General features: G+C 57.8%; 21 protein-coding genes and 1 tRNA gene. 5 read left to right on the top strand and 17 right to left on the bottom strand.

Annotated features, from left to right (window positions below):
- The 9 genes from Q1A00_RS04020 to Q1A00_RS03980 all read right to left on the bottom strand — a co-directional run.
- The coding region (locus Q1A00_RS04020; protein WP_299755369.1) for a restriction endonuclease subunit S at positions 1-611 on the bottom strand (611 nt) is incomplete at its 3' end.
- On the bottom strand, positions 611-2734 hold the full coding sequence (locus Q1A00_RS04015) for a class I SAM-dependent DNA methyltransferase (RefSeq protein WP_299755366.1): 2124 nt from the start codon (positions 2732-2734) through the stop codon (positions 611-613). The genes Q1A00_RS04020 and Q1A00_RS04015, both read right to left, overlap by 1 nt.
- 269 nt (positions 2735-3003) lie before the next feature.
- Entirely contained in the window at positions 3004-3426 is a 423-nt protein-coding gene (locus tag Q1A00_RS04010) for a rhodanese-like domain-containing protein (RefSeq protein ID WP_298482111.1), read from the bottom strand.
- A 169-nt stretch (positions 3427-3595) separates the two neighbouring features.
- Positions 3596-5362 carry a SulP family inorganic anion transporter gene (gene sulP / locus Q1A00_RS04005; protein ID WP_299755363.1) on the bottom strand — a complete coding sequence of 589 codons (1767 nt, stop codon included), beginning with the start codon at positions 5360-5362 and terminating at the stop codon, positions 3596-3598.
- Between the two features lie 9 nt (positions 5363-5371).
- Positions 5372-5869 carry a protein tyrosine phosphatase family protein gene (locus Q1A00_RS04000; protein ID WP_298404046.1) on the bottom strand — a complete coding sequence of 166 codons (498 nt, stop codon included), beginning with the start codon at positions 5867-5869 and terminating at the stop codon, positions 5372-5374.
- 112 nt (positions 5870-5981) lie between these two features.
- Positions 5982-6350 (bottom strand): rhodanese-like domain-containing protein, encoded by a 369-nt coding sequence (locus tag Q1A00_RS03995; RefSeq protein ID WP_298404043.1) that lies wholly within the window; start codon positions 6348-6350, stop codon positions 5982-5984.
- Between the two features lie 103 nt (positions 6351-6453).
- On the bottom strand, positions 6454-7029 hold the full coding sequence (locus Q1A00_RS03990) for a DsrE/DsrF/DrsH-like family protein (RefSeq protein ID WP_298404040.1): 576 nt from the start codon (positions 7027-7029) through the stop codon (positions 6454-6456).
- A 53-nt stretch (positions 7030-7082) separates the two neighbouring features.
- On the bottom strand, positions 7083-7331 hold the full coding sequence (locus Q1A00_RS03985) for a sulfurtransferase TusA family protein (protein WP_298404037.1): 249 nt from the start codon (positions 7329-7331) through the stop codon (positions 7083-7085).
- Between the two features lie 72 nt (positions 7332-7403).
- Positions 7404-8585, bottom strand: coding sequence for an MBL fold metallo-hydrolase (locus tag Q1A00_RS03980; protein WP_298404035.1), 1182 nt, complete (start codon positions 8583-8585; stop codon positions 7404-7406).
- A 322-nt stretch (positions 8586-8907) separates the two neighbouring features.
- Between Q1A00_RS03980 and Q1A00_RS03975 the strand changes: the two genes are divergently transcribed.
- Complete coding sequence (locus Q1A00_RS03975) at positions 8908-9486, top strand: peroxiredoxin family protein (RefSeq protein ID WP_298404032.1); 579 nt, start codon at positions 8908-8910, stop codon at positions 9484-9486.
- A 69-nt stretch (positions 9487-9555) separates the two neighbouring features.
- Positions 9556-10134 carry a peroxiredoxin family protein gene (locus Q1A00_RS03970; protein WP_298404030.1) on the top strand — a complete coding sequence of 193 codons (579 nt, stop codon included), beginning with the start codon at positions 9556-9558 and terminating at the stop codon, positions 10132-10134.
- 196 nt (positions 10135-10330) lie between these two features.
- Here Q1A00_RS03970 and Q1A00_RS03965 read toward each other — a convergent pair whose 3' ends face one another.
- Positions 10331-14848 (bottom strand): right-handed parallel beta-helix repeat-containing protein, encoded by a 4518-nt coding sequence (locus Q1A00_RS03965; protein WP_299755357.1) that lies wholly within the window; start codon positions 14846-14848, stop codon positions 10331-10333.
- 464 nt (positions 14849-15312) lie between these two features.
- Here Q1A00_RS03965 and Q1A00_RS03960 point away from each other — a divergent pair, with 464 nt between their 5' ends.
- The gene (locus tag Q1A00_RS03960; RefSeq protein WP_298404024.1) at positions 15313-15792 is read left to right on the top strand and encodes a hypothetical protein; all 480 of its coding nucleotides are present in this window, start codon (positions 15313-15315) and stop codon (positions 15790-15792) included.
- Between the two features lie 23 nt (positions 15793-15815).
- Here the strand turns inward: Q1A00_RS03960 and Q1A00_RS03955 are convergent, their stop codons facing one another.
- The 4 genes from Q1A00_RS03955 to Q1A00_RS03940 all read right to left on the bottom strand — a co-directional run bounded on the left by Q1A00_RS03955 (position 15816) and on the right by Q1A00_RS03940 (position 19470).
- The gene (locus Q1A00_RS03955; RefSeq protein ID WP_298404021.1) at positions 15816-17090 is read right to left on the bottom strand and encodes an Nramp family divalent metal transporter; all 1275 of its coding nucleotides are present in this window, start codon (positions 17088-17090) and stop codon (positions 15816-15818) included.
- A 284-nt stretch (positions 17091-17374) separates the two neighbouring features.
- Positions 17375-17450, bottom strand: a tRNA-Arg gene (locus Q1A00_RS03950).
- A 47-nt stretch (positions 17451-17497) separates the two neighbouring features.
- Positions 17498-18709, bottom strand: coding sequence for an anion transporter (locus Q1A00_RS03945; RefSeq protein ID WP_298404019.1), 1212 nt, complete (start codon positions 18707-18709; stop codon positions 17498-17500).
- Positions 18706-19470 (bottom strand): IclR family transcriptional regulator, encoded by a 765-nt coding sequence (locus Q1A00_RS03940; protein ID WP_298404016.1) that lies wholly within the window; start codon positions 19468-19470, stop codon positions 18706-18708. Before Q1A00_RS03940 ends, Q1A00_RS03945 begins: the two co-directional genes overlap by 4 nt.
- Positions 19471-19639: 169 nt before the next feature.
- Between Q1A00_RS03940 and Q1A00_RS03935 the strand changes: the two genes are divergently transcribed.
- Together Q1A00_RS03935 and Q1A00_RS03930 are read left to right on the top strand one after the other, a co-directional pair.
- Positions 19640-20179, top strand: a complete 540-nt coding sequence (locus Q1A00_RS03935) for a DapH/DapD/GlmU-related protein (RefSeq protein WP_298404015.1) — start codon at positions 19640-19642, stop codon at positions 20177-20179.
- A gap of 104 nt (positions 20180-20283) precedes the next feature.
- Positions 20284-20943, top strand: coding sequence for a DUF1405 domain-containing protein (locus Q1A00_RS03930; RefSeq protein ID WP_298404013.1), 660 nt, complete (start codon positions 20284-20286; stop codon positions 20941-20943).
- Between the two features lie 142 nt (positions 20944-21085).
- On the opposite strand, the gene Q1A00_RS03925 is transcribed toward Q1A00_RS03930, so the two are convergent.
- The 3 genes from Q1A00_RS03925 to menB form a co-directional block, all read right to left on the bottom strand.
- Positions 21086-22537 (bottom strand): o-succinylbenzoate--CoA ligase, encoded by a 1452-nt coding sequence (locus tag Q1A00_RS03925; protein WP_366144829.1) that lies wholly within the window; start codon positions 22535-22537, stop codon positions 21086-21088.
- Positions 22538-22557: 20 nt separating this feature from the next.
- Entirely contained in the window at positions 22558-23466 is a 909-nt protein-coding gene (locus tag Q1A00_RS03920) for a 1,4-dihydroxy-2-naphthoate polyprenyltransferase (protein WP_298404011.1), read from the bottom strand.
- A gap of 62 nt (positions 23467-23528) precedes the next feature.
- Positions 23529-24356, bottom strand: coding sequence for a 1,4-dihydroxy-2-naphthoyl-CoA synthase (gene menB / locus Q1A00_RS03915; protein ID WP_298404008.1), 828 nt, complete (start codon positions 24354-24356; stop codon positions 23529-23531).
- Between the last annotated feature and the right edge of the window lie 24 nt (positions 24357-24380).

Below are 24380 nucleotides of genomic sequence, written 5' to 3'. Positions count from 1 at the left end.
GCGAGCAGGTCGCGTTTGTGGGCAATCAGCGCGTCTATGCGCGCCGTCTCGCGGTCGAGATATTCGGCGATGGCGCGCTGTTCGGAGAGGGGAGGAAGTGGCGTTGGAAAGTCATTGATGAACCTGTCTGGCACTCGTTTTTGTCCTGCTGTGCCATACATTTGTGTTTCACCCATGCCCCGAAACTGATGAGAAAGCGTCAGATAATACACAAATTGCCGCTCGATGAGGGGTGTGGCTCTGATGACATGCAACTCGGTTGTTCCAAAGCCTATTCCACTTGCAAGACCGAATGCTAGAGCGCCTTTGCCATTCTCAAAACTCGGCGTGATTTTTGCAACAATAACATCGCCATCTCGAAAGTAGGTAAAACCTTGTTTGATTTCTTTGAGCGGCTTCGTTAGTTCAAGGTCTAAAGTGCCATTCCCAACGCGCTCCATCGGTAAGAAAGAAACTTCGGTATCGTCAGGCAAATGAGATACTTCGGATTTGGACGGATTGATGCTTGCCACAAACTTCAACCTTCGCACATCCCAATGACTCGGAATCTCCCCCAGCCATTCCACGCCGGAGGGTTTATAACGCGGGTAAGGAGGGTAACGTCCGTCCATCACAGCCACTCCCGCAGCAGGTCGGCAATCTGGCGTTCTTTTTCCTGAATCTGGCGCGCCAGTTCGGCGGGGTGCGGCGGCGGGGTGTACTTGTAAAAGTAGCGGTTGAAGTTGATTTCATAGCCCACCACGCCCACCTTGCCGTCTTTGTCATCGCAGAAGGCTTGGTCAATCCAGGCGTCGTCCAGGTAGGGTTTCACTTCGCGCTCGAAGTAGGCAAAGACCATATCTTCGGTAGAGACGTTGCGATGCGCGGTAGAGACGTTGCAGTGCAACGTCTCTACGACGGGTGTCGGTGGGGCGTATTTGAGCGGCACGTTCTCGTGGTCGCGCAGGTCGGGGTCGGGTTCCCATTGGGGGAGAGCCGTTGCATGCAACGGCTCTACGCGGAAACGCACCGGCACGGGCAGGGCGGTCTCGTCGCGCTCGGTCAGGGCGTTCAGGATGGCTTTGCGCAATGTAGGGGTGATTTTTGGGATTTTTGGCAGAGACGTTGCATGCAACGTCTCTACGGCGTCATCCAGCCAGCGCAGGTACTCCGCCGGGTTGCGGCTGGGGCGGTCGGGCAGGCGGCGCAAGGCGTCCAGTAGAGCCGTTGCACGCAACGGCTCCTTCTCGCTCAGCGCGGCAAAGGCAGGCTGTTCTTTCAGCCGCTCGATGCGTTCCGGCGCGGCGTGGAAGTTCAAGCGCAAGGGGCGCTCGATGCGCACGCGGCGGTAGCCAAAGTCGGCGTTCTCGAAGACGCGGCAATAGTCGTTGTTCTCCATCGCGCGGTAGAGTTCCACAATATCCATCCCGTTATGCTGGCGCGTCACTAAGCGGCGCTTGTTGCCCAAACTGCGCGGGGTCATCGGCGCCCAAAAATCGGCGGCGTTGACCAGCGTCACCTTGCCCTTGCGCCGTGCACTCTTACGGTTGGTCAGAATCCAGATGTAGGTGGCGATGCCGGTGTTGTAGAAAATCTGCTCCGGCAGGGCGACGATGCCTTCCAGCCAGTCGTTTTCGAGAATCCAGCGGCGGATTTCGCTCTCGCCGCTGCCGGCGTCGCCGGTGAAGAGCGGCGAGCCGTTGAAGATGATGGCGATGCGGCTGCCGCTCTCGTCTTCAAAGCGCTTGGCGAGCATGTGCTGCAGGAACAGGAACGAACCGTCGGTGATGCGCGGCAAGCCCGCGCCGAAGCGCCCGTCGTGCCCCTTGGTCTCGTGCTCGTTGCGGATGATGTGCTCAACCTTTTTCCACTCCACGCCAAAGGGCGGGTTGGAGAGCATCAGGCGGAAGCGTTTGCCGGCGTGCCCGTCTTCGCTGAAACTGTTGCCGAACGCCAACCGACTTGGGTCTTCGCCTTTTAGCAACAGATCGGCTTTAGCGACGGCGTAGGAGGTGGGGTTGATTTCCTGACCGAAGAGATAGACTATCGGCGGCGAGTTCATCCCCTCGCTGCGCTCTATGATGGCGCGCCTAGCTTCAGTCAGCATACCGCCGGTGCCGCAGGCGGGGTCGTAGACTTCGATGATTTTGCCGGGCTGGATGAAACTGCCGTTTTCGCACAGCAGCAGTTCCACCATCAGGGCAATCACTTCGCGCGGGGTGAAGTGTTCGCCGGCGGTCTCGTTATATTGCTCGCTGAAGCGGCGGATGAGTTCTTCAAAGACCATCCCCATCTCGTGGTTGGGGACGCGGTCGGGGTGCAAATCCACTTCTTCAAAGGCTTTGAGAATCGGGTAGAGCAGGTTCGCCGCCTGCAAGCGCGAGACCTGCCGGCGGAAGTCGAACTTTTCGAGGATGTCCTGCACGTCGGGGCTGAAGCCGTTGAAGTAGGCGACCAGATTTTGCGCTAGGTCGCTTGGAGCGTTCAACAAACGTTCCCAATCGAACTCGGAGTAGTTGTAAACCGACGAGTTGCCCGCCGCTTTCGACAGCACAAGATGGAGATTTTCCAGTTTGCCTTTGTACGTATCATAGGCTTGGCGCACAGCGGCGCGGGTGGGCGCCATCGCCTGGTCGAGGCGGCGCAGCACCACCAGCGGCAAAATCACATCGGCGTACTCGTGCGGCTTGTAGTCACCGCGCAGCAGGTTGGCAAGGTTCCAAATCAGGTCGGCTTTTTCGCGGAAATTATTCATAGGACTGATATCCTGACGTGCAGCTATTGAGCTATAGCATTGTTACCCAACTCGCTAACCGGTAGCGCAATGCACTGATAGCAAAACTGTACATTATGCAAACGTCCACGTAGGTGCAGGTATAACAGTCACCCTATACGATTTGCCGATCATCAAACTAGCAGTATGCGGCAAACAGACGTTTGCGCGCAGCATACTGCCAGTACTGAATAACCCCATCTATATTACAGCACAACCGGTAGAAACGCACAACCGTGCGTCTCTACCGGTTACGGGCCAACCATCATCGCATAGCCGGCGGCCTTCCATGCGCGCATACCGCCGGCGACATTGATCGCCTCAAAGCCGCGTGAACGCAGCAGATCGCACGCTACTGCACTGCGATTCCCTGATCGGCAAATGCAGACAATCGGCTTATCGGTGGGCAATTCGTTCAAACGCTGTTCAAGTTCTTGCAGCGGGATGAGCGTCGCCTGCGCGATCCGTCCGTCTTGGACAAATTCCTGCGGCGTGCGCACATCAAGCAAGAAGAAATTTTCATTCTGATCAAGCATCGTTTTCAGGTGGGTTACGTTGATTTCTGCCGGCAGCTTGGTCGTCGCCGCCGGTGCGGTGTTCGTCGTAGTGGCTGGCCCGCAGGCGGCAAGCGTGACTAACACCAAGAGGAATACACTGATGAAAAAGCGTCGCATGGGTGTACCTTTCAAATCAGATAGCGACGTAGCACAACGATGCCGTTATGGAGGGCGGTTGTTCAACTGCCGCACAGCTCAGTAGAATTCGCACCGGCCGCCCCTTCCAGTAAAAGCGCGCTCCCCTGCGTAAGCAGGGGACGCCACCCAACACGATAGTTACGATATGTCAATCTCGGCATCCCAAGGCCAACATCGCAGCGTGGGTCGTCATGTGAATATGATCTTGGCCAATCTTATCGAGCAACTCCGACTGCTTGAGCCGATCCATGACCGGCCCTTTAATATCGGCAAGATGGAACTCGACGCCGGCGTCGTGCAGACTATCGATCAGACTGTCGAGGGTATGCAAGGCGCTTGAGTCAATGAAGTTGATTGCCGAACCGATCAGTACCAGATGCTTCACTTCTGGTCGTTCGGCCACAATCCGCAGCAGGGTCTGCTCGAGATAGCGCGTGTTGGCGAAATAGAGGCTCTCGTCAACCCGCACCGCGACCACGTGCGGCCATGTCTTAACCGGATGCCGCTCAACATTGCGGTAGATCTCACTCTCCCCCAATCGCCCCACAATCGCAATGTGGGGCCGGCTCGTCCGCCAGAGGTAGAGCACAAGTGCCGAGGCCACCCCAACAAAGATGCCGGTCTCGATGCCAAGCACCAGCACCGCGACGAAGGTGAGCAACCACGTGAAGGCATCGCCGCGGTTCGTGCGCCAAATCCGCTGCGGCTCGCGCAGATCGACTAACCCAATCACCGCGACGATCACAGTCGCGGCCAACACCGCCTGCGGCAAGTAATAGAAGATCGGGGTGAAGAAGAGCAGGATCAGGGCGATGCCGGCGGCGGTAATCAGCGACGCCAAACCGGTAATCGCACCAGCCTGCGCATTGACCACCGAACGGGCAAAACCGCCGGTCACCGGATAGCCGCTGAAGAAGCTGGCGGTGATGTTGGCTGCTCCGAGCGCAACCAATTCCTGATCGGGATCGATGGCTTGCCGGCGCTTACTGGCCAGCGCCTTCGCCACCGCAATGGATTCAACCACGCTCACCAGTACGATGGTCAGCGCCGTTGGCAGCAAGGCTTGCGCATCGGCCATCGTCATAGCAGGCATGCTGAGCGGCGACAAACCGGGAGGAATCGCGCCAACCACGGCCACCTTTGCCGTCTGATCGAGCTGAAAGGCCTGTGCGATCACAATGCCGAGAATGACGGCCAGCAGCGGCGCACCGCTCACGATCAGGGTAACGGCCAGCGGCGGCAACCCCGCCCGCCGCAGCAACGGGCGTAACCCCTGCCGGAAGAAGAGCAGCAGGCCAATGCTGCCCAACCCAATCGCCAGCGTTACAAGATTGGTCTGACCTAAGCCGGCAATCGCTTGGGCAATCGTCTCGTAGATATGTTCGCCGCCAATTCGGTAGCCAAGAATATATTTCAACTGGCCAACTGCAATGATTAGCGCCGAGGCGCTTGTGAATGCTGCCAGCACTGGGTGCGAGATAAAGTTAAGGATCGCTCCCAGTCGCAATACCCCTAACGCCAACTTGATTGCGCCGACCATGAACGCCAACAAGAGGACTAACTGGATATAGCGTTCGCTACCCGGCGTTGCCAGTGGACTAACACCACTGAAGACCAGCAGTGAGGTAATTGCCACTGGTCCGACTGAAAGCTGACCCGACGTACCGAGCAAGGCATAGACGATCAGCGGTGCTACCGAGGCGTAGAGGCCGATCTGCGGCGGCAGACCGGCCAACTGCGCGTAGGCCATGCTCTGGGGAATGAGCATGATGGCGGTGACAATGCCCGCCACTACGTCGCTCGGCAAATGCTCGCGCTGGTAGCGACGCAGCCAGTTCAGAAACGGTAGATAACGGTAGAGCGCCGCCAGCAGTGCGGCTTGAACGCCGGACTGGCGAGCAGAAACGGGCGCCATAATATCCCCCTACCCCTGCATACCAACGCGCTCGAAGAAGTCACCCGCGCAAAATGCAAACGTCTCCATCGCATCATCATCGTAGCCGGCAGCGCGTAGTTCGGCCTCGGCCTGCTCGCGCGTCCATCCTTGATGCATCATCCGGTAGAGCATCCAGATCAGACCGACACGAGTCGCGCTACGACAGTGGAAGATGAGCTTACCGGTTTCCGGGTCTTCGACAATGCGGGCAAACTCGGCCAGATGCTCCGGTTCAAGCTCGTAAGCCGGCCACGGTGCATGAATATAGCGCAAACCGGCAGCGCGGGCATTGGCCGCCTGCACTGCCGCCCGCTCAGGATCGCTACGGATATTCAAAACCGTTTTGTAGCCCGCTTCGGCAAAGCGTTGCCAGTCTTCCGGCTGCGGCTGCGCTGCGAGCAAAACCTGCTCGGTGACCGCATAGCTGCGCAGCGGCGCGACTTCAGTTTGGTGTTGTAAGGCGTTGCAAGAAGTCTGATGATGCATAGGTGTATCCTCGGCGAGGGCGATGCAGTGCGACGCCCCCACAACATGCGAATCTGTACAACGTACCGTTGGCGATTATCGAGGGCGGTAGAGACGTTGCAATGCAACGTCTCTACTGTTGGCGATGGATGGGGTAGCCGGCCCGTTGCCATGCTACCATCCCACCGACCACATTGGTCACGTTGGTGAAGCCATGGCGCTGGAGTATCTCACAGGCCACTTGGCTGCGGTTACCCGACCGGCAGATGCAGACGATCGGCTGATCCTTGGGCAATTCATTCATCCGCATCGCCAGCATCGGCAACGGCAACAGCCGCGCCCCAGCCACATGGCCGTCATAGGCAAACTCTTCGGGCTGGCGAACATCAACCAGCACCATCAGCTTGTGGGAGTCCAACTGGGCTTTCAACTCTTGCACGGTCATCGTGCCAATTTGATTGGCTTGCGTTTCACGTGGATTGCGAAATAATTGACGAAACATTGTCTCATTATCCTTTCTCAATAAATGACGGCGCGCCCTCTTTGGCCGAGTGATCGCGCCGTCGTCGATCAGATTTTGCTTTTGGCCTGCCTTGGCCCTTCTGTTAAATGAACAGGGTCACTTTGGACCGGGCGGCATCGCCAAGGAAAGTCGCCACACCACCGGTTTCCAACCCTTCGACCAGCTCTTCATCTTTGATGCCGAGCAACTCGCGCGACATATCGCAGACAACCATCCGCACCCCCAACTCACGCGCCATTGCAAAGAGTTCTTCTGGCGAAGCAACATCGTGCTGCTTCATCAAGCCTCGGATGATTTGTGCGCCGGCACCGAAGAAGTTCATCTGCGACAGACCCAGCTCACCCAGCTTGCCCGGCAGCATCGCGGTGAAGCCTTGTTCGAGCAGGTTTTTGCCGCTGAAGACCTTCTGCTTCTTGACCGCGCTGATACCCCAGAAGGTGAAGAACATGCTCACTTCGAGACCCATCGAGGCGGCGCCGGTGGCGATGATGAACGCGGCGATTGCCTTGTCAAGATCGCCAGAGAAGACGACCATTGCCAGCCGATCTTCGATCCCCTGCGCCGGCGACTGCTCAAGCGCGGCGACGCGCTGCTCGAGTTCGGCAATCCGGGCTAGCAGAGCTTGCGTATCAACGGCTTCCGTCATCGGTGTTGTCATTGATTTTCCTTCCTTCACGTATGTATTCCACCTGCCGGAGCAACCGCTTTGGGTTAGGCCGTGCGGCGCAGATAGTGAATGTACAGCTCCTGCCCATTCTCTTGCACGGTCTCTTGCGCAATCAGCTCGACATTCTTGGCCGTCTTGACCCACCCCTGAAAATCGGCCACCGAACCGCGGTCGGTCGAAATAACCTGCAACACCTGCCCCACCGGCAGCTCAGTAATCGCCTTGCGGCTCTTTACTAGCGGCATGGGGCACTTCGCGCCCTTTACGTCCAATGTCTGATCAAAATGCGGCATGTTGGTCTCCTCCTCTATTCACCGGCGGCAGGCGTATCACCTGCCGCCCAACTATTCTCTATTGTACGATACTCACCCGGCCAATGCACAGATATTCTTGCCCAACTCCAACTCGTTTGCCTTGCCCTCGCACGGTTCGACCAGCCCAATATTGACCCGCTTGATCTCGACGTACTCCGGCGGGAAGACCGGCAGGTGGCTGAGCACGAAGCTGGTGAACTCTTCCAGCGTGCGCGGCTTGAGGCTGTCGTTCTGCGCCAACACCTGCTTGTACGGCGCGGCAAAGATCCCGTTCCCGGCATCTTCATCAAGGGTGCTAAAGTGAGCCGGCAAGATCACGGTATCGTCGGTCAGGTGACGTGGCAGCCACTCGAACATGCTGCGGTAGAGGATCGGCGTCCACGCCTCACCTTTGCCACCGAGGTCAGGCCGGCCAAACGAGCGCAGGAAGATACCGTCACCGGTAAACAGGTAGCGACCGCCGTCCGGCGTTTCGGCAAGGAAGTTGACTTGGCCGAGCGTGTGGCCCGGATACCAAATCGTCGTCATCCGTACCTGCCCGATCTGAAAGACCTGCCCGTCGCGCAGCGGTTCGTAAGCAATCACAGCCGGCAGCATATCAATCGGGTGAATAGCATCGTAGGGGTGGATGTAATACGGCGCGCCGGTCTCTTTGGCCAGCGCTGGGCCACCACTGATATGGTCGGCGTGGACGTGGGTATCGAGAATAGTGGTGAGCTTCGCGCCGGCACCATCGATCACTTCGCGGTAGACATTGATGTGACGAAGCGGATCGACGAGTGCGGCCTGCCCATCGCTGATAATGGCAAAGCTGAGATCACCACGTGCCGGGCGAGCAATCTGAACGATCCGCCCCCAAGCAGCCTTCACCACATCACGCACATCGTAGTAGTTACCCCATCCGATCATGCCCTCGCTCAACGACACTGCCCGGTAGCCGTGGTTGTTCAGCACCTCAGCCACGTACTGCGAGGCGCCGCCCTTAGCGCAGATGACCACCACCTCTTCGACATCCTTCGGCAAGCGAGCCAGCGCAGCCTCTTCATCTTCGATAAAGTCGTAGTACGGCAGATTGAGCGTGCGCAACGTCGCATGCCCTTCAACCGGCATACGCTTAAACTCATCTTCGTTGCGCACATCGAGGATGAAGAGCGGCTGCGCACTTAGCAAGCGGGCATACAGTTCGCGTGGCGAAATCTCAGTGACGGTTGATTGATTCTGGGTGAATGTCATTGCTCTGCAACCCTTTCATTCTTTGTGAACCGATACACTTTTTTGGTTCACTGGTAGCATACCGCGCCAGCGTTAGAGCTATACGAGGGTTTTGTAAGGGTTTGGTAAGGAAAATGACACCGTTAGCCACTTCTTTCCGCTCGTCGATCAGAGAGCGTGCAACGCTTGTCCTTACCTCTCTCCTATACGAGATGATGCTCTCATTGACACGAGCCAGCATTTTCCCATCTTCCGTAACAACAATTCTCGCGTTTTACTACGATCACCAGCTAAACCTGAGGTATACTGAAAAATAGATCGCTATCCAATGAAAGGAATGACCATGGTTCGCCCACTCGTACCATTGACCGATACGTTTCTCAATGAACTCTTCCGACCGCGCGGCCCGACCAACGTACCACCGGTGGGCAGTGTCGCGCCCGACTTTACCCTACCTTACGCTCAATTTCTCAGCGGCCCGCCTGAAGATCGCGTTGAATATGGCCGCACCATCACGCTCAGTGCGCTGCGCGGACGACCGGTCGTGCTCAATCTCACCCGTATTTTCAGCGAACGAGTCTTCTGCCCCAACTGCGCACCGCACTTGGCTGCCCTACGCACCCAGTACGAAGAGTTTGCCCGTCGGAATGTTCATTTGCTGGTTGTTAGTAGCACCGATCTTGAGACAACCAGCTACGTCGCCGAGGTCTTGCGCGCGCCATACCCAATCCTGAGCGACCCAGAGTGGCGCGTCTTTACCCAATACGGCATGGGATCAGCAATGGGAGCACCACTCCCCGGAGTCTTCATTATCGACGCACAGGGTATCATCCGCTGGAATTGGGCCGCCCCCTTTTCACCGATCTTTTCACCGCCAGACATCGATGAATTGACCACCGTGCTCGATAGCCTTAACAACTAATAACCTCCGTTGTACGGGCACAGCACTACTGTACCCGTACAGCGTACCCTGCCGCAACAGGAGAACCCAATGGCACGACCCTTTATTCCGCTGACCAACAAATGGCGCCAAGAATTCATCCGCCCGCGCGGCCCGGCCAACGTGCCGCCTGTCGGTAGCGAAGCGCCCGATTTCACCCTCCCCTACGCCCAATTCCTTAGCGGCCCGCCCGAAGACCGGGTTGAATACGGTCGCACTATCACCCTCAGCGCCTTGCGCGGGCAACCGGTAGTGCTTAACCTCACCCGGATTGTCAGTGACCGCTTCTTCTGACCGCATTGCGCGCCGCAACTGGATGCGTTGCGGGAGCAGTACGAGGTCTTTGTGCAGCGCAATGCCCATCTGCTCGTGGTCAGCAGTACCGACCTCGACATGACTAGTTATGTGGCCGAAGTGTTACGCGCACCGTACCCTATTTTGAGCGACTCCGAATGGGGGGTGTTCTACCGCTACGGTGTCGGATCGTTACTGGGAGTGCCTCTCCCCGGTACCTTCGTCATTGACGCGCACGGCATCATTCGCTGGAGCTGGGTAGCGCCACTGGCAGTCGTGTTTACGCCGCCAAACCCGACAGAACTGGCGGCGGTGTTGGATAGGGTTGCTTCGTAGCCACTAAAATAGCAGGTGTGCCAGTTCACCCATCTGGCGTTGGAGCCATTCGATGGCATCACCCGCTTCTGAGCAAAAACAGCACCCTTCTCCTGCATAGCAGGAGAAGGGTAGGAGTAAGGGCAGACTCCCAATCGAAACCCTATGTCGCAGCTACAGGATGCGGTCAAGCGGCATATCTGGCCTCACGGACACACTACCTCGCCACCAACGGCACATACACCTCACGGCGCGTGCCGATCGTGAAGCTCATCGTGTACGGCGCTGCCAATGCATTCCCAGCGACATCCTTTACGCCTGTTGTTACGGTGACGCGGTAGACACCGTTGTGCAACAGGCTGCGTGGCGTTACCACTATATAATTGGCGCCACTGTCAAAGCGCACGCTCGCCGCCACCGATGTACCGTCACGGGTCAGCGTTACCGTCGTTGGTGTCAGCGTTGTCTCATCAAGCGCCTCCGACACCTCCACCAGCACAACCGGCCCATACACCACCCCCTCGGTATCAGTATAGATCGGCGTAGAAGCCAACCCGGTGGCATCCGCAAGGTTGCTCCATAATACCCGTGGCGGTGTTGTGTCGCCCTGCGGCGTCACCTCAATGCTCACCTGCGCCGCTCGGCTCGTGGACGTGCCGTTGCTCACGCGGAAGGTAAACGCATCAACGCCGGTGAAATCCGCGGATGGCGTGTAGGTCAAGTTCGGCGCCGTCCCGGTTAGGGTACCGCCGCGCGGCTGCTCCACCACCTCATACGTCAACGGCAGGTCACTGACCTCACGTCCGCGTAACGTGATTGCACGCGACGTGCGGTACGTCGTGGTGATAGATTGCGGCTCGGCCACCAGCGGCGCCACCAGATTCACCCACGTATTCGTCGGTGTCTCTTCCGGCACGCTGGGGAAATAGACCACCGCTTGGTTCGCCACCACCGTCCCCGACGCTAGACCGCTGCGCAATTGGACGGTGTAGGTAATGATTCCCTGCGAATCGGCGGCCCCCTTCGGGCCAAGCTCGCCAATGGTCCAGACCAGCTCACGAGTGGCGGGCAGATACGTCCCGCTGCGATTGACGAACGTCACTGTATTCGCATCGAGCGCGTCGGGCAGTTGATTGACTACGTACACCCCGTAGGCCCGCCCATCACCCTCGTTCTCGTAGCGAATGGTGTAGGTGATGGTCTGGCCGGGCAGCAGATCGCCTGCTGGGCCGGTGATGTCATTGGGGTCGCGCGCAATGACCAAGCGACTATTCTTCTGGCAATTTACGCCTGATTGCGATGATGAGGTGCATCCCACGCCGGGCACACAACACTCATTCAGCGCGCATGGCAACACTTCCGGCTTCGTGTAACAACCGCTTACACAGCGCCAAACGGTGCGGTTCGGCACGCCGACCCATTGATACAAATTCCACCACGCCTCTTCGCACGTCGTCAGATCACCGGTGCAATCATGGCTACTCGGATTCCCGGCACATTCGGCAAGACACTCGGTAAGATCCGCAATTTCGCCAAACACCGGCACATTATCAACCTTGACGAGATCCGACTTGATATCAGCCGCGCAATTGGCCAAATCAGCCACCTCTCGGCTTCTGAGCGCCATGACACAGTTCACGCCGGTGAGGGTGATGTCGATAGCATCCGACAATTTACCGGCTACCGTCTTCAAAGCTACCTTGCCGATGCAGTTACGCAAACAACAACCGCCATTGCTGCACAACTCCGGACTCATCAGAGTACCGGGCCACGCCGCTTGCCCGATCGCATCCCACGTGCCCCAGAAGCGTTCTTGGTCAGTGGCAATATTCCATTCCATGCCGCCAGTGCCATCGGTCACGCTAAACGAGCGGGCAGCAAAGGTAGACGCAAATGCTTTGGCACCATCGCTTTGGATCAAGCGAATACTCCGCTGTTGCGGATTGATAAACACCGCTTGGCTCACGATGCCAGTGTTCAAGGTGATTCGTTCGGCGCTGGCCCAGAGGTAGCCAGCCGCCAGCGCTTGGGCATGCAACGCTTGCAACTGCGACATACTCGCTGCGAAGGAATCCCATTGACTCCGGCTCAGGGTTTGGTACGCCGTCATCGTGGTGGGGGTGTAAGATAGATACGGCTCTAGATTGAGCAAGCCGGCATTGTAGTTTTGCGCGCTCAAGACCGTCGCCACGGTGTCAGGCTGATTGGGCGGAATGCCCCACCGGTACTGCACCCGCACCCACAACCGCCCTTGGGCACCGGGCATCATATCGCCTAACCGCCAAATCACCTGATGGCGCGCCGGCCAATAGACCCCGCCATCACTGCTCTCGATGTAATACGCCAATGACGGTAAGCGCATCATGACGACGGCGCCTTGCACCGTCATGGTCATCGGATTGAGATATTGCACCACGTAATCAACAATCTCACCGGGACTGTAGCGTTCCGGGCCGCCAGTGCGCAAGAGAATATCGGTTGCGGGCGCCTCACCGCTCTGCGGCGTCCTCAGCCACGGATAGAAGAGGATATTGTCGCCGACATCATCCCCTTGCCCACCGGGATTCTGGGTGGAGTGGTACGGCCCGCTGGAGTGGTCCCAATAGTTGTTGCGCGCATCAAGCACCGGCACATTTCCCCAATTGGCAACCGCTACTTCAGCCGTATCGTGCAGATGGTTGTACTGCAAGATTGGCGGCGTAGGCACATTCACGCTCTGGAAGTCAAAGCGTACACCTCGACTGGCCGAATGGTGAATTTCGCAATTCTGAATATTCACGACCGGCAAACCAACGTCAGGATAGCCCCAGCTTAGATCGACGCTAGCCCGTGTACGCCCGCCGCCATACGCCACCTCACAGTGGCGCAGCGTGACCGTCGCCCGCTGATAGGCAGAGATGCCCTCCCACCAACCCGGCGTTGGTGTGTTGGCGGTAAAGATAATTGGTTTCTCAGCCGTGCCCAGCGCTATTAGCGACGCCTGATCCGACACTTCTAGCCGGGTTTCGCTGTTGTATTTGTTTTTATCGAAGCGCAGGACAGTCCCCGGCGCCAACGAGAGCAGCGCATTGGATGAGAGAACAATATGATTGGTGACGCGAACCGGTATGCCGATGCCGTCGAGATCCCATTGCCGCCCGCGGCTCACCGTGCAACCCGGGATCGTCAATTCGTCAGTGCCGTTGCCGGTGGCCGTCAGGTTGCGCGCCGTGATCGAGCCATTGCAGTACCAGAGGAAAGCCGGGCCAACGTTGTAGGCAAAGTGCAGATCGCTTACGGTTGCATCGACGTTATGGTCATCCCAGTAAATGCCGCCACGATGATAATCCGTGTCGGCGCGCGTGCCGTTATTGGCGATTGTCAGATGACGCAACGTGGGTGAGATAATGCCATTCGAAGTATAGCTCCCGAATCCCGCCCAGCCGTTGTCGGCGATGCGGCCGCCGTCCCACGTTACATTCAGCACGCCGCCACTGCTTGTTTCTAGGTCAACACCAAACTTCCCGTTATCGGTAACGTCAACGTTGGTCAAGACAGCCGCCGCCGTACTGTTGCTGGGGGCGTATAAGAAGAGACCAGTCTCTCTATTATGGTGAATCCGACAATTCTCGACGGTAGCGTCGGTCGTATTGATTTCAAGACCGCCGTCGCCGAAGTGACCATCATGACCATAGCTGATGTCACAGTGGCTCAGACGCAGGGTGCTGCCAGACTGCGCCCACAACCCAAGCCAATAGGTTGGCGTCTGAGGCGACGCGCTGGTGAACACAATCGGCTGGTCTGCTGTGCCGACGGCCCGCAACGTGCCGCCATTGGCCACAGCAATGCCAAATCCGGGTTCAAACTGTAACCATGTCCCCGGCGCGACCGTGAGCGTGCGACCCGCCGGCACGATAAGCTGACAAAGCGTGAAACCGCATTTGGCGCCAAACACTGCCCCACCGAGGGTCACATCTTGGGCCAAGGGGCGGTTAAAACCGTCAATCGTCACCTCATTGCGCGTGTTGCCGCTAAAGGTAATATCACGGTAACTGGGCTGCATATTGATGGTGGATTGGAGAAGAGCATACCGCCAACTATTACCGGTATTCGCGTGGTCGGCGATATGCACCGAATGGATCGTTGGCGTCAACCCACCACCATTCAGGTAGATGCCCATCCGTCCGCCGGCGCGCACCTCACTGTTAGTCATCGTGAACTGCGCCCCGGCTTTGACTTCGATCTGCGCGTCACTCCAACCATCGAGTATACCGTTAAATAAGGAACCGCCCGCGTAGCGCACCTGTACGTAATCGAGCGTGGTCTCGCTACCCGACGTAAGCACCATGCCGTACCAGTCGCCCGCCGCAGGCACTGTGGCGCTGCTGTCGCCGTTGGTATCGCCACCGGCGCTATCGTCGGCGAGGCTGGTAAAGATAATCGGCTGTGCAGCGGTGCCCTGCGCAATCAGCCGGCCATCTACCCGCAGGCCGTCGCCCGTAGGGCCGAACTTTACAACCACCCCCGGCTGGATAGTCAGGGTCGCGCCGGCTTGCACAATCAGCACGCAGTTGTTCACCACATACACATTGCCGGTTACCCACGTCGTATCAGTCGTAATCGGGCTACAGGCCGGGATCACAGCTTGCAGATAGATGCGCCCCTCAGCAGCCGGTTGCACAGGCAGCACCGGTAATGATAGCGCAAGTATGAGCAGCAGTGAACTGAGGAATGAGGAACGGAGTACGGGGCGCATCACCTGCTCCTTTCTGCCATTCGAGCAAATTGACAAGGAGATGATAAGAGGAAATGAACGGGTGGAGACGGCGCCGTATCTATAAGGATGTTGCAATGATTGTACAGTTAACCAACAATATTATCCAGAAAAAGGAACTTTCCTGCCGGTTAACAAACATTATCTATCTTGATTTTGATGAAATATTTTTAATAAAATCGCAATAAATCTTGTGATTGTTTGAACTAAAAACTTTTTGTTGATAAAACACTAAAACAAGAGCATCCAAAAAATTAAAGACACGCTCCTAGCGCACGATTATTAACCGTTTATACACCAAAAAGCGAAGGCCACTAACCTTCGCTTGACAGAGAAAACATTGACCCACACTCGGGATGATGCCCGGCTACCTCCAGCTTCCATGCTGCACTGATTAGCGCTACACTACTGACAGGATCACGTGATAGCGGTGAGAGGATGAACAAATGAACCATACGCCAACCACAGTCATTTTCCCCACGCTGCTAGCCCGCAACCTCAACGGGCGCACGCTCACCTTGCCGGCAGAGTTCGGCGGCGCGCTTAACATCGCCATCATGGCGTTTCGCCGCTGGCATCAAGCGCTCGTTGACGCTTGGTTTCCGTTCCTTAACCCGCTGCTTGCCGCCTATCCTGACCTGCGAGCCTACGAGCTGCCGATCATCGGACGGCAATACACCCTTGCCCGCCCCTTCATCGACGGCGGGATGGCGTTTGCTATTCCTGATCCAGAAGTGCGCAATCGGACACTGACGATCTATAGCGATGTGCGGCAGGTGACGGCAGCGTTACAGATTCCCACCACCGAGACGATCACGCTACTCTTAGTTGATCGCACCGGACGCATCTTCTGGCGCGACACCGGCCCCTACACCGCCGAACGAGCGGCGGGGCTTGAGCAAACGCTGGCCGGACTGCGGCAATAATGGCTGATCGGGGTAAAACGGCGCTAAGCGATCACCGCCTGCACAATCAGCGCAATATTGAGCAAAATGATCACCGCAGTGATCACACTCGCGACAACAGTCGTCAGCCACCGATTGCGCAAACTGCCCATGAGGTGACGCTGGCTAGTGAACCAAATCAGCGGGATCAACGCAAAAGGCAGCGCAAAACTGAGCGCCACTTGGCTTAGCACCAACGCCCACGTGGGGTCGATCCCCAACGCAATGACCACAAGTGCCGGCGCCATGGTGATGATCCGCCGTACCCAGAGCGGCGTTTCCCAACGTAAGAACCCCTGCATGATCGTCTGACCGGCCAACGTACCTACTGCTGACGATGAAATCCCAGCGGATAGCAACGCTATCCCAAAGATTATGCTCGCTGATGAACCAAACAACGGCGTCAAACTCTGATATGCCCCCTCAATGGTGGCCACATCGTAGAGACCATGGCGATAAAAGGCGGTTGCAGCCATAATCATCATCGCGGCATTGACCAAACCGGCAATGCTGAGCGCAATGATCATGTCAACCAGCTCGAAACGATAAATAGCGCGCCGCTCAGCTTCGGTACGACCTACAATCCGTCGCTGCGTGAGTGCCGAATGGAGAAAAATCGCGTGCGGCATCACGGTGGCGCCAAGGATACCGGCCGCAAGGATGAGACTATCGGTTCCAGCAAGCTGGGGCACGACGGCATGAAAACTGACCTCACGCCAGTCAGGACGACCAAACGCCAGCTCGGCGACATAACAACCGGCAACGGTAAACAACAACCCCGCAATCACTGCTTCGAGGCGGCGAAATCCACGACGCTCCAAACCAATGATCAGCCACGTCACCAACGCTGTCAGCACACCACCCAAGAGCAATGGTAAGCCGAAGAGCAACTGAAAGCCGATTGCCGCCCCGATAAATTCGGCTAAATCAGTGGCAATAGCCGCTAGCTCGCTGATAAGCCACATCACCCAAACCACCGGCTGCGGAACGTGCTCACGACAGAGTTCAGCAAGACTATGACCAGTAGCAATCCCAACCTTCGCTGACAACGCTTGGATCAACATTGCCGCTAGGTTGCTGGCAACAACCACCCAAAGCAACATCACGCCAAAGCGGGCACCTGCCTGCACCGCGGTGGCAATGTTGCCTGGATCGATATATGCCACCGCTGCTACAAAGGCTGGCCCAAGGAATGGCAAGAGCCGAAGCACCCTTTGGTAGAACGACTCGAGATGAAAGAGTTTAGTACGGCTTGGGCGTGTATGAGGAACAGCATCCATCTTTAACCCGCCGGTAACAATGCTTAGGAAGCAGTAGGATCGTATCGGTATGGCAAGATTTTGTTTTAGCCAGACCTAAATCTCAATTTCTATCCTACCGTAATAACTGGGCAGCGTCAAGCGTATCGTTATCAATCAACGACATATCGGTAAGAAATCTTCCTTCACCAGCACGGGCTATAGGTGTGCCAAACCAATCCATTCATTTCGTCAAGCAGTTGCTGCGTTTCGTGCCAACATAGAACGAGCGCCGATCTGTTTCCAGATCGGCGCTCTATCCTCGATGGCGCCCCCGGCGCGACTCGAACGCGCGACACGCAGTTTAGGAAACTGCTGCTCTATCCCCTGAGCTACGAGGGCATTGCCCGTCCGAGTCTACCATACTCTGGATTGCCGTGCAAGATAGGTCACACTAGCACAAAACTTACCGCCACGGTCAAGATCGTCACCGGCAGACCCACCTTCAGGTAGGCGCCGAAGCTCACCTGCACTCCCCAGCGCGCCGCGAGTTCGGCCACGATCAGATTGGCGACCGAACCGAGCAGGGTGAGGTTGCCGGCTAGCGTTGCGGTGGCGGCTAGTGTCAGCCACGCGCGCTGCTGATCGGCAAAGGCCGGAATTAAGCCCTGCAACAGCAACACTGCCGGGACGTTGCTGATCAGGTTCGAGAGCACGACCGACACCAACCCGAACGGTACCATCCCGGCTTGAGCAAGTGGAGCTAGGGCCGTGAAGAGTAGCTCCGTCCACCCTTGCGTTGCTAGCGCATGGGTGACCACAAACAACCCGATAAAGAAGGTAAGTAACCCCCAGTCAATCGTCTTGAAGACTCGTTCGGGCCAGATGCGGCGGGTGGCGAGCAGCGCTCCGGCGGCAACAAAGGCGGCCAGCGGCACCGGTATGCCAACCAGAAAGGCGATCAGCATGAGACTGATCACGATCGCCGCTTTGCGTAGCAACGGACGGTAGACCCGCGTGCGCAAGACGTTGGGCGCCGCCAGCGCTCCGCCGCGAAATTCGTCGCGGTAGACGAGCGTTACAACAACCCAACAGATCACTAATCCGATCAACGCGGTCGGTGTTAGCGCAGCGGCAAAATCAAGGTAGGGAATCTTTGAGGCGCTGCCAATAATAATATTCTGTGGGTTACCGGTGATAGTGGCAGTTGAGCCGATATTGGCTGCAACCGCCAACCCGATCAAGTAGGGCAGTGGGTTGCGCCGCAAGGCGCGGGTCACATCGAGCACGATCGGCGTCATCATCAGCACAATGGTGTCATTCAAAAACAGCGCCGAGAGCACGCCACTTGCGCCGATGACTAACGCTAACAATGAGCGCGGGCCGCGGGCGAATTGCACCACGCGCTGGGTAACGATGCCAAAAAAGCCGGCCAGAAAGAGGCTACCGTTGATGACCATCATGCTAAACAGTAGCAAGATGGTGTTGAAATCAATCGCCTCATACGCTTGCTCTAGCGACATCGCACCGATGCCAAGCAGCAGCGCCGCTCCGATCAATGTGATCGTGGTGCGGTCGGCGCGTAGCAATGGCCAGCGCCCCGCTGCCACGCCAACAATCGTCGCGATCACAATCAACAATGTTAGGACAGGAACGATCATATGTCTGTGTGGAAACCCAATTGCCGGCTACATGCAAGTGCGGCCGCCCGCACCCGCGGCCCAAGCGCCTCGGCCCGCACCCGATCAAGCCGGTTGGAAGGCCCCGACAAGCTGATTGCTCCTACCACCTGCCCACGTCGATCAAAGATCGGTGCCGCGACGCAGCAAACACCTTCCTCCCGCTCTTCGTCATCGATGGCAAAACCACGTTCGCGCGCGATGGCTAGCTCGGTACGCAGATGGTCACGGTCGGTAATCGTCTTGTTCGTCCATCGCTCGAAGCGACCGGTTGCGAGGTACTGTTCGAGTTCAGACGCTGGCAACGCCGACAAAATAGCTTTGCCACCGCCAGTACAGTACAACGGCGTGCGTTGGCCGACTTCGGTGAACATTCGCACTAAGTGCGGGCTAGGGATTTGCTCTTGATAGACTGCGGCATCGCCCTGTCGAATAATCAAATTACTCGTCTCGCCGGTCTCAGCAGTAAGCTTCACCAGCTCGGCTCGCACAATGCGGATGAGGTCAAACCGACGGCTTTGCGCCGCACGCGCGGCAATTTCCAGCAATCGTGGCCCCGGCCCATACCGACGCGTACTTGCTTCTTGCGTTACATAGCCTCTGGCCGCTAAACTAGAAAGGAGACGATGCACTGTCGCTATCGGCAGATTGAGACGCTCGCTTAATTCTGAGACACTGAGATCATCATTTGCCAGCGCGAGCGCCTCTAACACATCGAAGGCACGATCAATTGACTGTACCATACATTTTCCGCCATCCAAAACATTTTTCCACTATAGTGTAAGGGAAAGCGCTATTTTTTGCCAGTTTCCGTTAGCTTCGCTGCTTACATCAACACTACTTGTTGAGAGTGTGGTCGGGACTATAATACAGGTACGTTCCTGATGATATCTCGCTACTCTATACCCACCTATGACCAACAGCATCGATTGTATCCACCCTGATGGCCTCGGCTCAACCGCCGAGCGCAAGGCCCGCCTGCGTAGCGCACCGCTACCCGGCCCGCACAATGCGCTCTGGTACTTTCCCCAATTGGCCGGCGGGTATCCGCGTATTATTCGCAATGCCGCGCTGATCCAAGTGGCTCGCTATACGCCGAGCATTCCGCTCAAGAACACGATCTATCGGCTACTTGGGGTTAACGTCGCTCCGCACGCTAGTGTCGGCCTGATGGTGATGTTCGATATCTTCTTCCCCGAAGACATTACCCTCGGTGAGAATTGCGTGATCGGGTACAATACGACTATTCTGTGCCACGAGGTGACCCGCTCTGAGTGGAAGCGTGGCCCGGTAGTGATTGGTGCTGACGTGACAATCGGTGCAAATTGTACCATTTTGCCGGGAGTAGTTATCGGCGCCGGTGCGACGGTTTCGGCCATGAGTCTGGTTAATCGCGATGTGCCACCGGGAGCGTTCGTGGGTGGAGTACCAATCCGACGGCTGGATCGATGAATGGTAACACCCCACGGTACTACCCACGGCTGGGCGGCTCCGATGATGATAATGGTACCGCCACACGGCGTGCGGCTCCATAATGAGTAGTGACAGAGGATCACATGCGCCACATTCGCCAATTTATCGACTGGGTATATGCATTTATCACCGGCCATCCGTTCATTTTCTGGATGTGTATGGCGCTCAATCTGTTCGGTGTCGTCTGGGGCGGGATTGTCTGGTATGGGCCGATGTTGGCCTCATCGCCGCTATGGGCATGGATCTTTATCCCCGACTGCCCAGCCGCCGCACTCTATGCCACCATTGCCTTCATCTTGATCCGCTATGGCCGCGCTGTGCCGTGGTTTACCGCCTTTGCTGCCTTCGCCTGCATGAAGTACGGCTTGTGGACATTGGCCTTCTGGTCGCGCCATTGGCTCGGCGCCGGCGCCGTCGAACCGCTCGAGCTGATGCTGTTTGTGTCACACATTGGCTTAACGTGCGAGGGTATTTTACTCGCGACGCGCATCGGCCCGCTTGGGATGGGCACCCGCGCTGCCGTAGCCGGCTTCTTTAGCTTGTCAATTGTGGTTGATTATGGCCTCGGTTTTCATCCGCCACTGACGTGGGTGGTCACGCCAGCCTTTGCCATGTGGACGGCAGTGATATTGACGAGTGGGCTGGGCTTCTGGCTGACCCGGCCGTCAGTCGTGGTCGCGCAGCAGATCGAGGCGCGCGGGTTGCAGCTTAAGAGTGATTACGGCGCACCACAACAAGATTGACGCAGGTCCCAATCACGTTGCGCCCTTTGCGCTCTTCGCATTTACATTGTTCTGTGCGTTCCAAAACATGCTCTAAGTCTGTCCCAATCACGTTGCGCCCTTTGCGCTCTTCGCATCCTTGCGTTGTCCATCCCTTGCACCTTCACGTCACTCGCTGCGCCAGCCATGCTCGCAGCTCGTGCCGGCGGAGCTTGCCTGCCGCTGTGCGCGGCAGTTCATCCACAACCACAATCGTGCGCGGCACTTTGTAGCCGGCCAGCCGCGCGCGGCAATGCGCAATTAGCTCCTCACTTGTCACTGGCTGGCGCAGCACCACCGCCGCAACCGGTTGCTGGCCCCATTCGGGGTCGGGTAACCCCACCACACCTGCTTCTGCTATAGCCGGATGCGCGAGCAGCGCCGCTTCAACCTCAGCCGGATAGATATTCTCACCACCAGCGATAATCAGATCACTGCGCCGGTCAACCACGTAGAGGTAGCCTTCCCCATCAAGATAGCCCACATCGCCGGTGGGCAGCCATTCGTCAGGCTGACGCGGCGACATTCCCAGATACCCCGGCGAAATGGTCGGCCCCCGCAGACAGATTTCACCCACCTCACCCGGCGCCGCGTCGTGGCCGTCTGGCGTCACAATCCGCAGCTCAACCGGCAACAGCGGCTTGCCCGCCGAACCGAGCCGCTGTAAGGCTTCGGCAGGAGCAAGCGTCGCCGCTTGCGACGCCGCTTCGGTCATACCGTAGGTCTGCGTCACCGGAATCCCGCGCGCTGCACACTGTTCGAGCAACGGTCGCGGCGCCGGGCCGCCGCCGAGCAAGACACAACGCAGGTGCGGCGGGAACGGCGCGGAATCAACGGCGAGCAACCGCTGCAACATCACCGCCACCAACGAGACGATGGTCACGCGCTGCACATCAAGATCACGCCGCACCAATGCCGGATCAAACCGTTCGTGCAAGATGACCGGAATGCCGTAAATCACCCCGCGCAGCAAGATGCTCAAGCCGCCTACGTGGAAGAGGGGCAGCACTGCAAGCCAGCGGTCGTCGTCGTGCAAACCAAGGTTGAGCATGGAGCCGATTGCGTTCCACCAGTGGTTACCGGCGGTGAGAATCGCACCTTTTGGCTGCCCGGTAGTGCCCGACGTGTAGATGATCGTATGCGGCGCGCTCAGGTTGATTGGCGGCGCCGGCGGCGGAGGCGCCGCTGCGGGGGCGGCCAGTTCTTCCAGCGTGATAATGGGCACAGCCCCCGCCGCTGCGCGCGCTGTCGCTATCAGTTCACGTTCGGTGATCAACAGGGTCAGCGCGCTGTCGCGCACTTGAAAAGCTAGCTCGGCAGCGGTAAGCCGGGTATTGAGCAGCACCAGCGTCACGCCGGCGCGCGGTGCAGCATGCACAACTACAGCGTATTCCGGCCGGTTGCGCGCTAGCAACGCCACGCGCGATCCCGGCGGCACGCTTTGGCCCAGCCGCACCGCCACCGCGCCCGCCCAGCAGTCAAGTTGGGCAAAAGTGTAGGTCGCTGCCGCGCCGATCAGCGCCGGCTGATGGGGACGCAGAGCGGCTTGCCGTGCTAGCCAATCGGGGAGTTGCATCATCACAGAAACAACAGCCTCTACCCTAACAACAACCCGATGGCAAAGAGCACCCCAAAGAACAGGTGCAACCTTCCGGTTCCGACCAATGCCTTATTCAACGCTCGCCCGCGCTCACGGTTGACGAAATCGATCAGGTTGAGCGCCATCGGCGCGGTGAGCCAAGCCAGCAGCGTGAACGGCGATTCACCGCCCCACATCCACGCCAGTGGCAACAACACAAAGGCGCCGATCACTAGCACCGCAAACTCGCTGCGAGCAAAGCGTTCGCCGAAGATCACCGCCAGCGTGCGCTTGCCCGCTTTGCGGTCAGTTGGCGCATCGCGCAGATTGTTCACCACCAGAATCGCCGTTACCAGCATCGCCACCGGTAACGCAGCCCACAATGCCACCCAACGGAATTGGCCGGTGTGGGCGTAGTCGGTGCCAATCACGGCCACCAATCCGAAAAAGACAAAGGTGAACAGATCACCAAGACCGTTGTAGCCGAGCGGAAACGGGCCGGCGGTGTAGAGGATGCCGGCGGCAATCGATAGCAACCCGATCACGAGGATCGGCCAGCCGGCTACGACGATCAGATAGATGCCGGCTATGGCCGCAATGCTAAAACTGATCAGCGCCGCCGCCAGCACCGTTTTGGCCGGCAACAGGCCGAGCTGCGTCACCCGTGGCGGGCCAAGCCGCTCACTGGTATCGGCCCCCTTCTTGGCGTCAAAATAGTCGTTAGCCAGATTGGTACCGATCTGGATAAAGAGCGCCCCTAGCAAGGCCGCCAGCATCACCAGTGGCTGAAACTGACCGGCGCTAAACGCGAGTGCCGAACCGACCAGCACCGGCACCACGGCGGCTGGCAACGTCGCCGGACGAGCGGCCATCAGCCACACCTTCAACCGTGACGGCGGCGCTGCCGGAGCTGCTTTAGAGGTCATCCTTGGGCTCCCTTTTGTGCATCAACGAGACCTGCACTCTCGCATCTTTGCGGTATCCTTCTTCACGGATAGCGCCGGAAGCGACGGAAGTTTGGTTTACGCTTTTCGAGAAATGCTTGCTTCCCTTCCTGTGCTTCCTCTGTGAGATAGTAAAGCAAGGTCGCATCACCGGCCAACTGCTGCAACCCGGCATAGCCGTCGGCGGCAGCATTGATGCTCGCTTTGAGCATTCGGATCGCTAGCGGGCTATGCTCCAAAATCTCACGCGCCCACTGCACCCCTTCGTCTTCTAGCCGCTCAAGCGGCACCACTGCGTTCACCAAGCCCATGTCTAACGCTTGCTGGGCATTGTACTGCCGACACAAGTACCAAATCTCGCGCGCCTTCTTATCGCCGACCATGCGGGCCAGCAGGTTCGAGCCGTAGCCACCATCGAAGCTGCCCACCTTCGGCCCGGTCTGGCCAAAGATGGCGTTATCGGCAGCGATGGTCAGATCGCAGACCACGTGCAACACATGGCCGCCGCCGATGGCATAGCCGGCCACCAGCGCGATGACCGGCTTGGGAATAATCCGGATCAGGCGCTGGAGATCAAGCACGTTCAGGCGCGGAATCTGGTCTTTACCGACATACCCGCCAACACCGCGCACGCTCTGATCGCCGCCCGAACAGAACGCCTTATCACCAGCGCCGGTAAACAGAATCACACCGATCCGCTCGTCGTCGCGCGCGCGCGAAAATGCGTCAATCAGCTCATTAACCGTTTCAGGCCGAAACGCATTACGCTTTTCGGGCCGGTTGATCGTGATTTTGGCAATCCCCTCGCCAGCCGCGTCGTGCTCGTAAATAATGTCAGTATAGTCGTGAACTTTGACCCACTCGATTGGCATACATCTCCTCGCTGTTGTCAGATT

This window comes from uncultured Chloroflexus sp., from assembly GCF_938091255.1.
Classification (GTDB): Bacteria; Chloroflexota; Chloroflexia; order Chloroflexales; family Chloroflexaceae; genus Chloroflexus.
The sequence above is the reverse complement of the archived record's forward strand: the minus strand, read 5'-3'. Positions and strand labels throughout refer to the sequence as shown.

Bases quoted from the DNA above. Each gene is read 5' to 3' on its own strand.
- Q1A00_RS03940 (WP_298404016.1), bottom strand. From the start codon at position 19,470: ATGGTACAGTCAATTGATCGTGCCTTCGATGTGTTAGAGGCGCTCGCG.
- Q1A00_RS03925 (WP_366144829.1), bottom strand. From the start codon at position 22,537: ATGCAACTCCCCGATTGGCTAGCACGGCAAGCCGCTCTGCGTCCCCAT.
- Q1A00_RS03975 (WP_298404032.1), top strand. From the start codon at position 8,908: ATGGTTCGCCCACTCGTACCATTGACCGATACGTTTCTCAATGAACTC.
- Q1A00_RS04000 (WP_298404046.1), bottom strand. From the start codon at position 5,869: ATGCATCATCAGACTTCTTGCAACGCCTTACAACACCAAACTGAAGTC.
- Q1A00_RS03945 (WP_298404019.1), bottom strand. From the start codon at position 18,709: ATGATCGTTCCTGTCCTAACATTGTTGATTGTGATCGCGACGATTGTT.
- Q1A00_RS03935 (WP_298404015.1), top strand. From the start codon at position 19,640: ATGACCAACAGCATCGATTGTATCCACCCTGATGGCCTCGGCTCAACC.
- menB (WP_298404008.1), bottom strand. From the start codon at position 24,356: ATGCCAATCGAGTGGGTCAAAGTTCACGACTATACTGACATTATTTAC.
- Q1A00_RS04010 (WP_298482111.1), bottom strand. From the start codon at position 3,426: ATGCGACGCTTTTTCATCAGTGTATTCCTCTTGGTGTTAGTCACGCTT.
- Q1A00_RS03960 (WP_298404024.1), top strand. From the start codon at position 15,313: ATGAACCATACGCCAACCACAGTCATTTTCCCCACGCTGCTAGCCCGC.
- Q1A00_RS03995 (WP_298404043.1), bottom strand. From the start codon at position 6,350: ATGTTTCGTCAATTATTTCGCAATCCACGTGAAACGCAAGCCAATCAA.
- Q1A00_RS03980 (WP_298404035.1), bottom strand. From the start codon at position 8,585: ATGACATTCACCCAGAATCAATCAACCGTCACTGAGATTTCGCCACGC.
- Q1A00_RS03920 (WP_298404011.1), bottom strand. From the start codon at position 23,466: ATGACCTCTAAAGCAGCTCCGGCAGCGCCGCCGTCACGGTTGAAGGTG.
- Q1A00_RS04015 (WP_299755366.1), bottom strand. From the start codon at position 2,734: ATGAATAATTTCCGCGAAAAAGCCGACCTGATTTGGAACCTTGCCAAC.
- Q1A00_RS03985 (WP_298404037.1), bottom strand. From the start codon at position 7,331: ATGCCGCATTTTGATCAGACATTGGACGTAAAGGGCGCGAAGTGCCCC.
- Q1A00_RS03965 (WP_299755357.1), bottom strand. From the start codon at position 14,848: ATGCGCCCCGTACTCCGTTCCTCATTCCTCAGTTCACTGCTGCTCATA.
- Q1A00_RS03930 (WP_298404013.1), top strand. From the start codon at position 20,284: ATGCGCCACATTCGCCAATTTATCGACTGGGTATATGCATTTATCACC.
- sulP (WP_299755363.1), bottom strand. From the start codon at position 5,362: ATGGCGCCCGTTTCTGCTCGCCAGTCCGGCGTTCAAGCCGCACTGCTG.
- Q1A00_RS03955 (WP_298404021.1), bottom strand. From the start codon at position 17,090: ATGGATGCTGTTCCTCATACACGCCCAAGCCGTACTAAACTCTTTCAT.
- Q1A00_RS03990 (WP_298404040.1), bottom strand. From the start codon at position 7,029: ATGACAACACCGATGACGGAAGCCGTTGATACGCAAGCTCTGCTAGCC.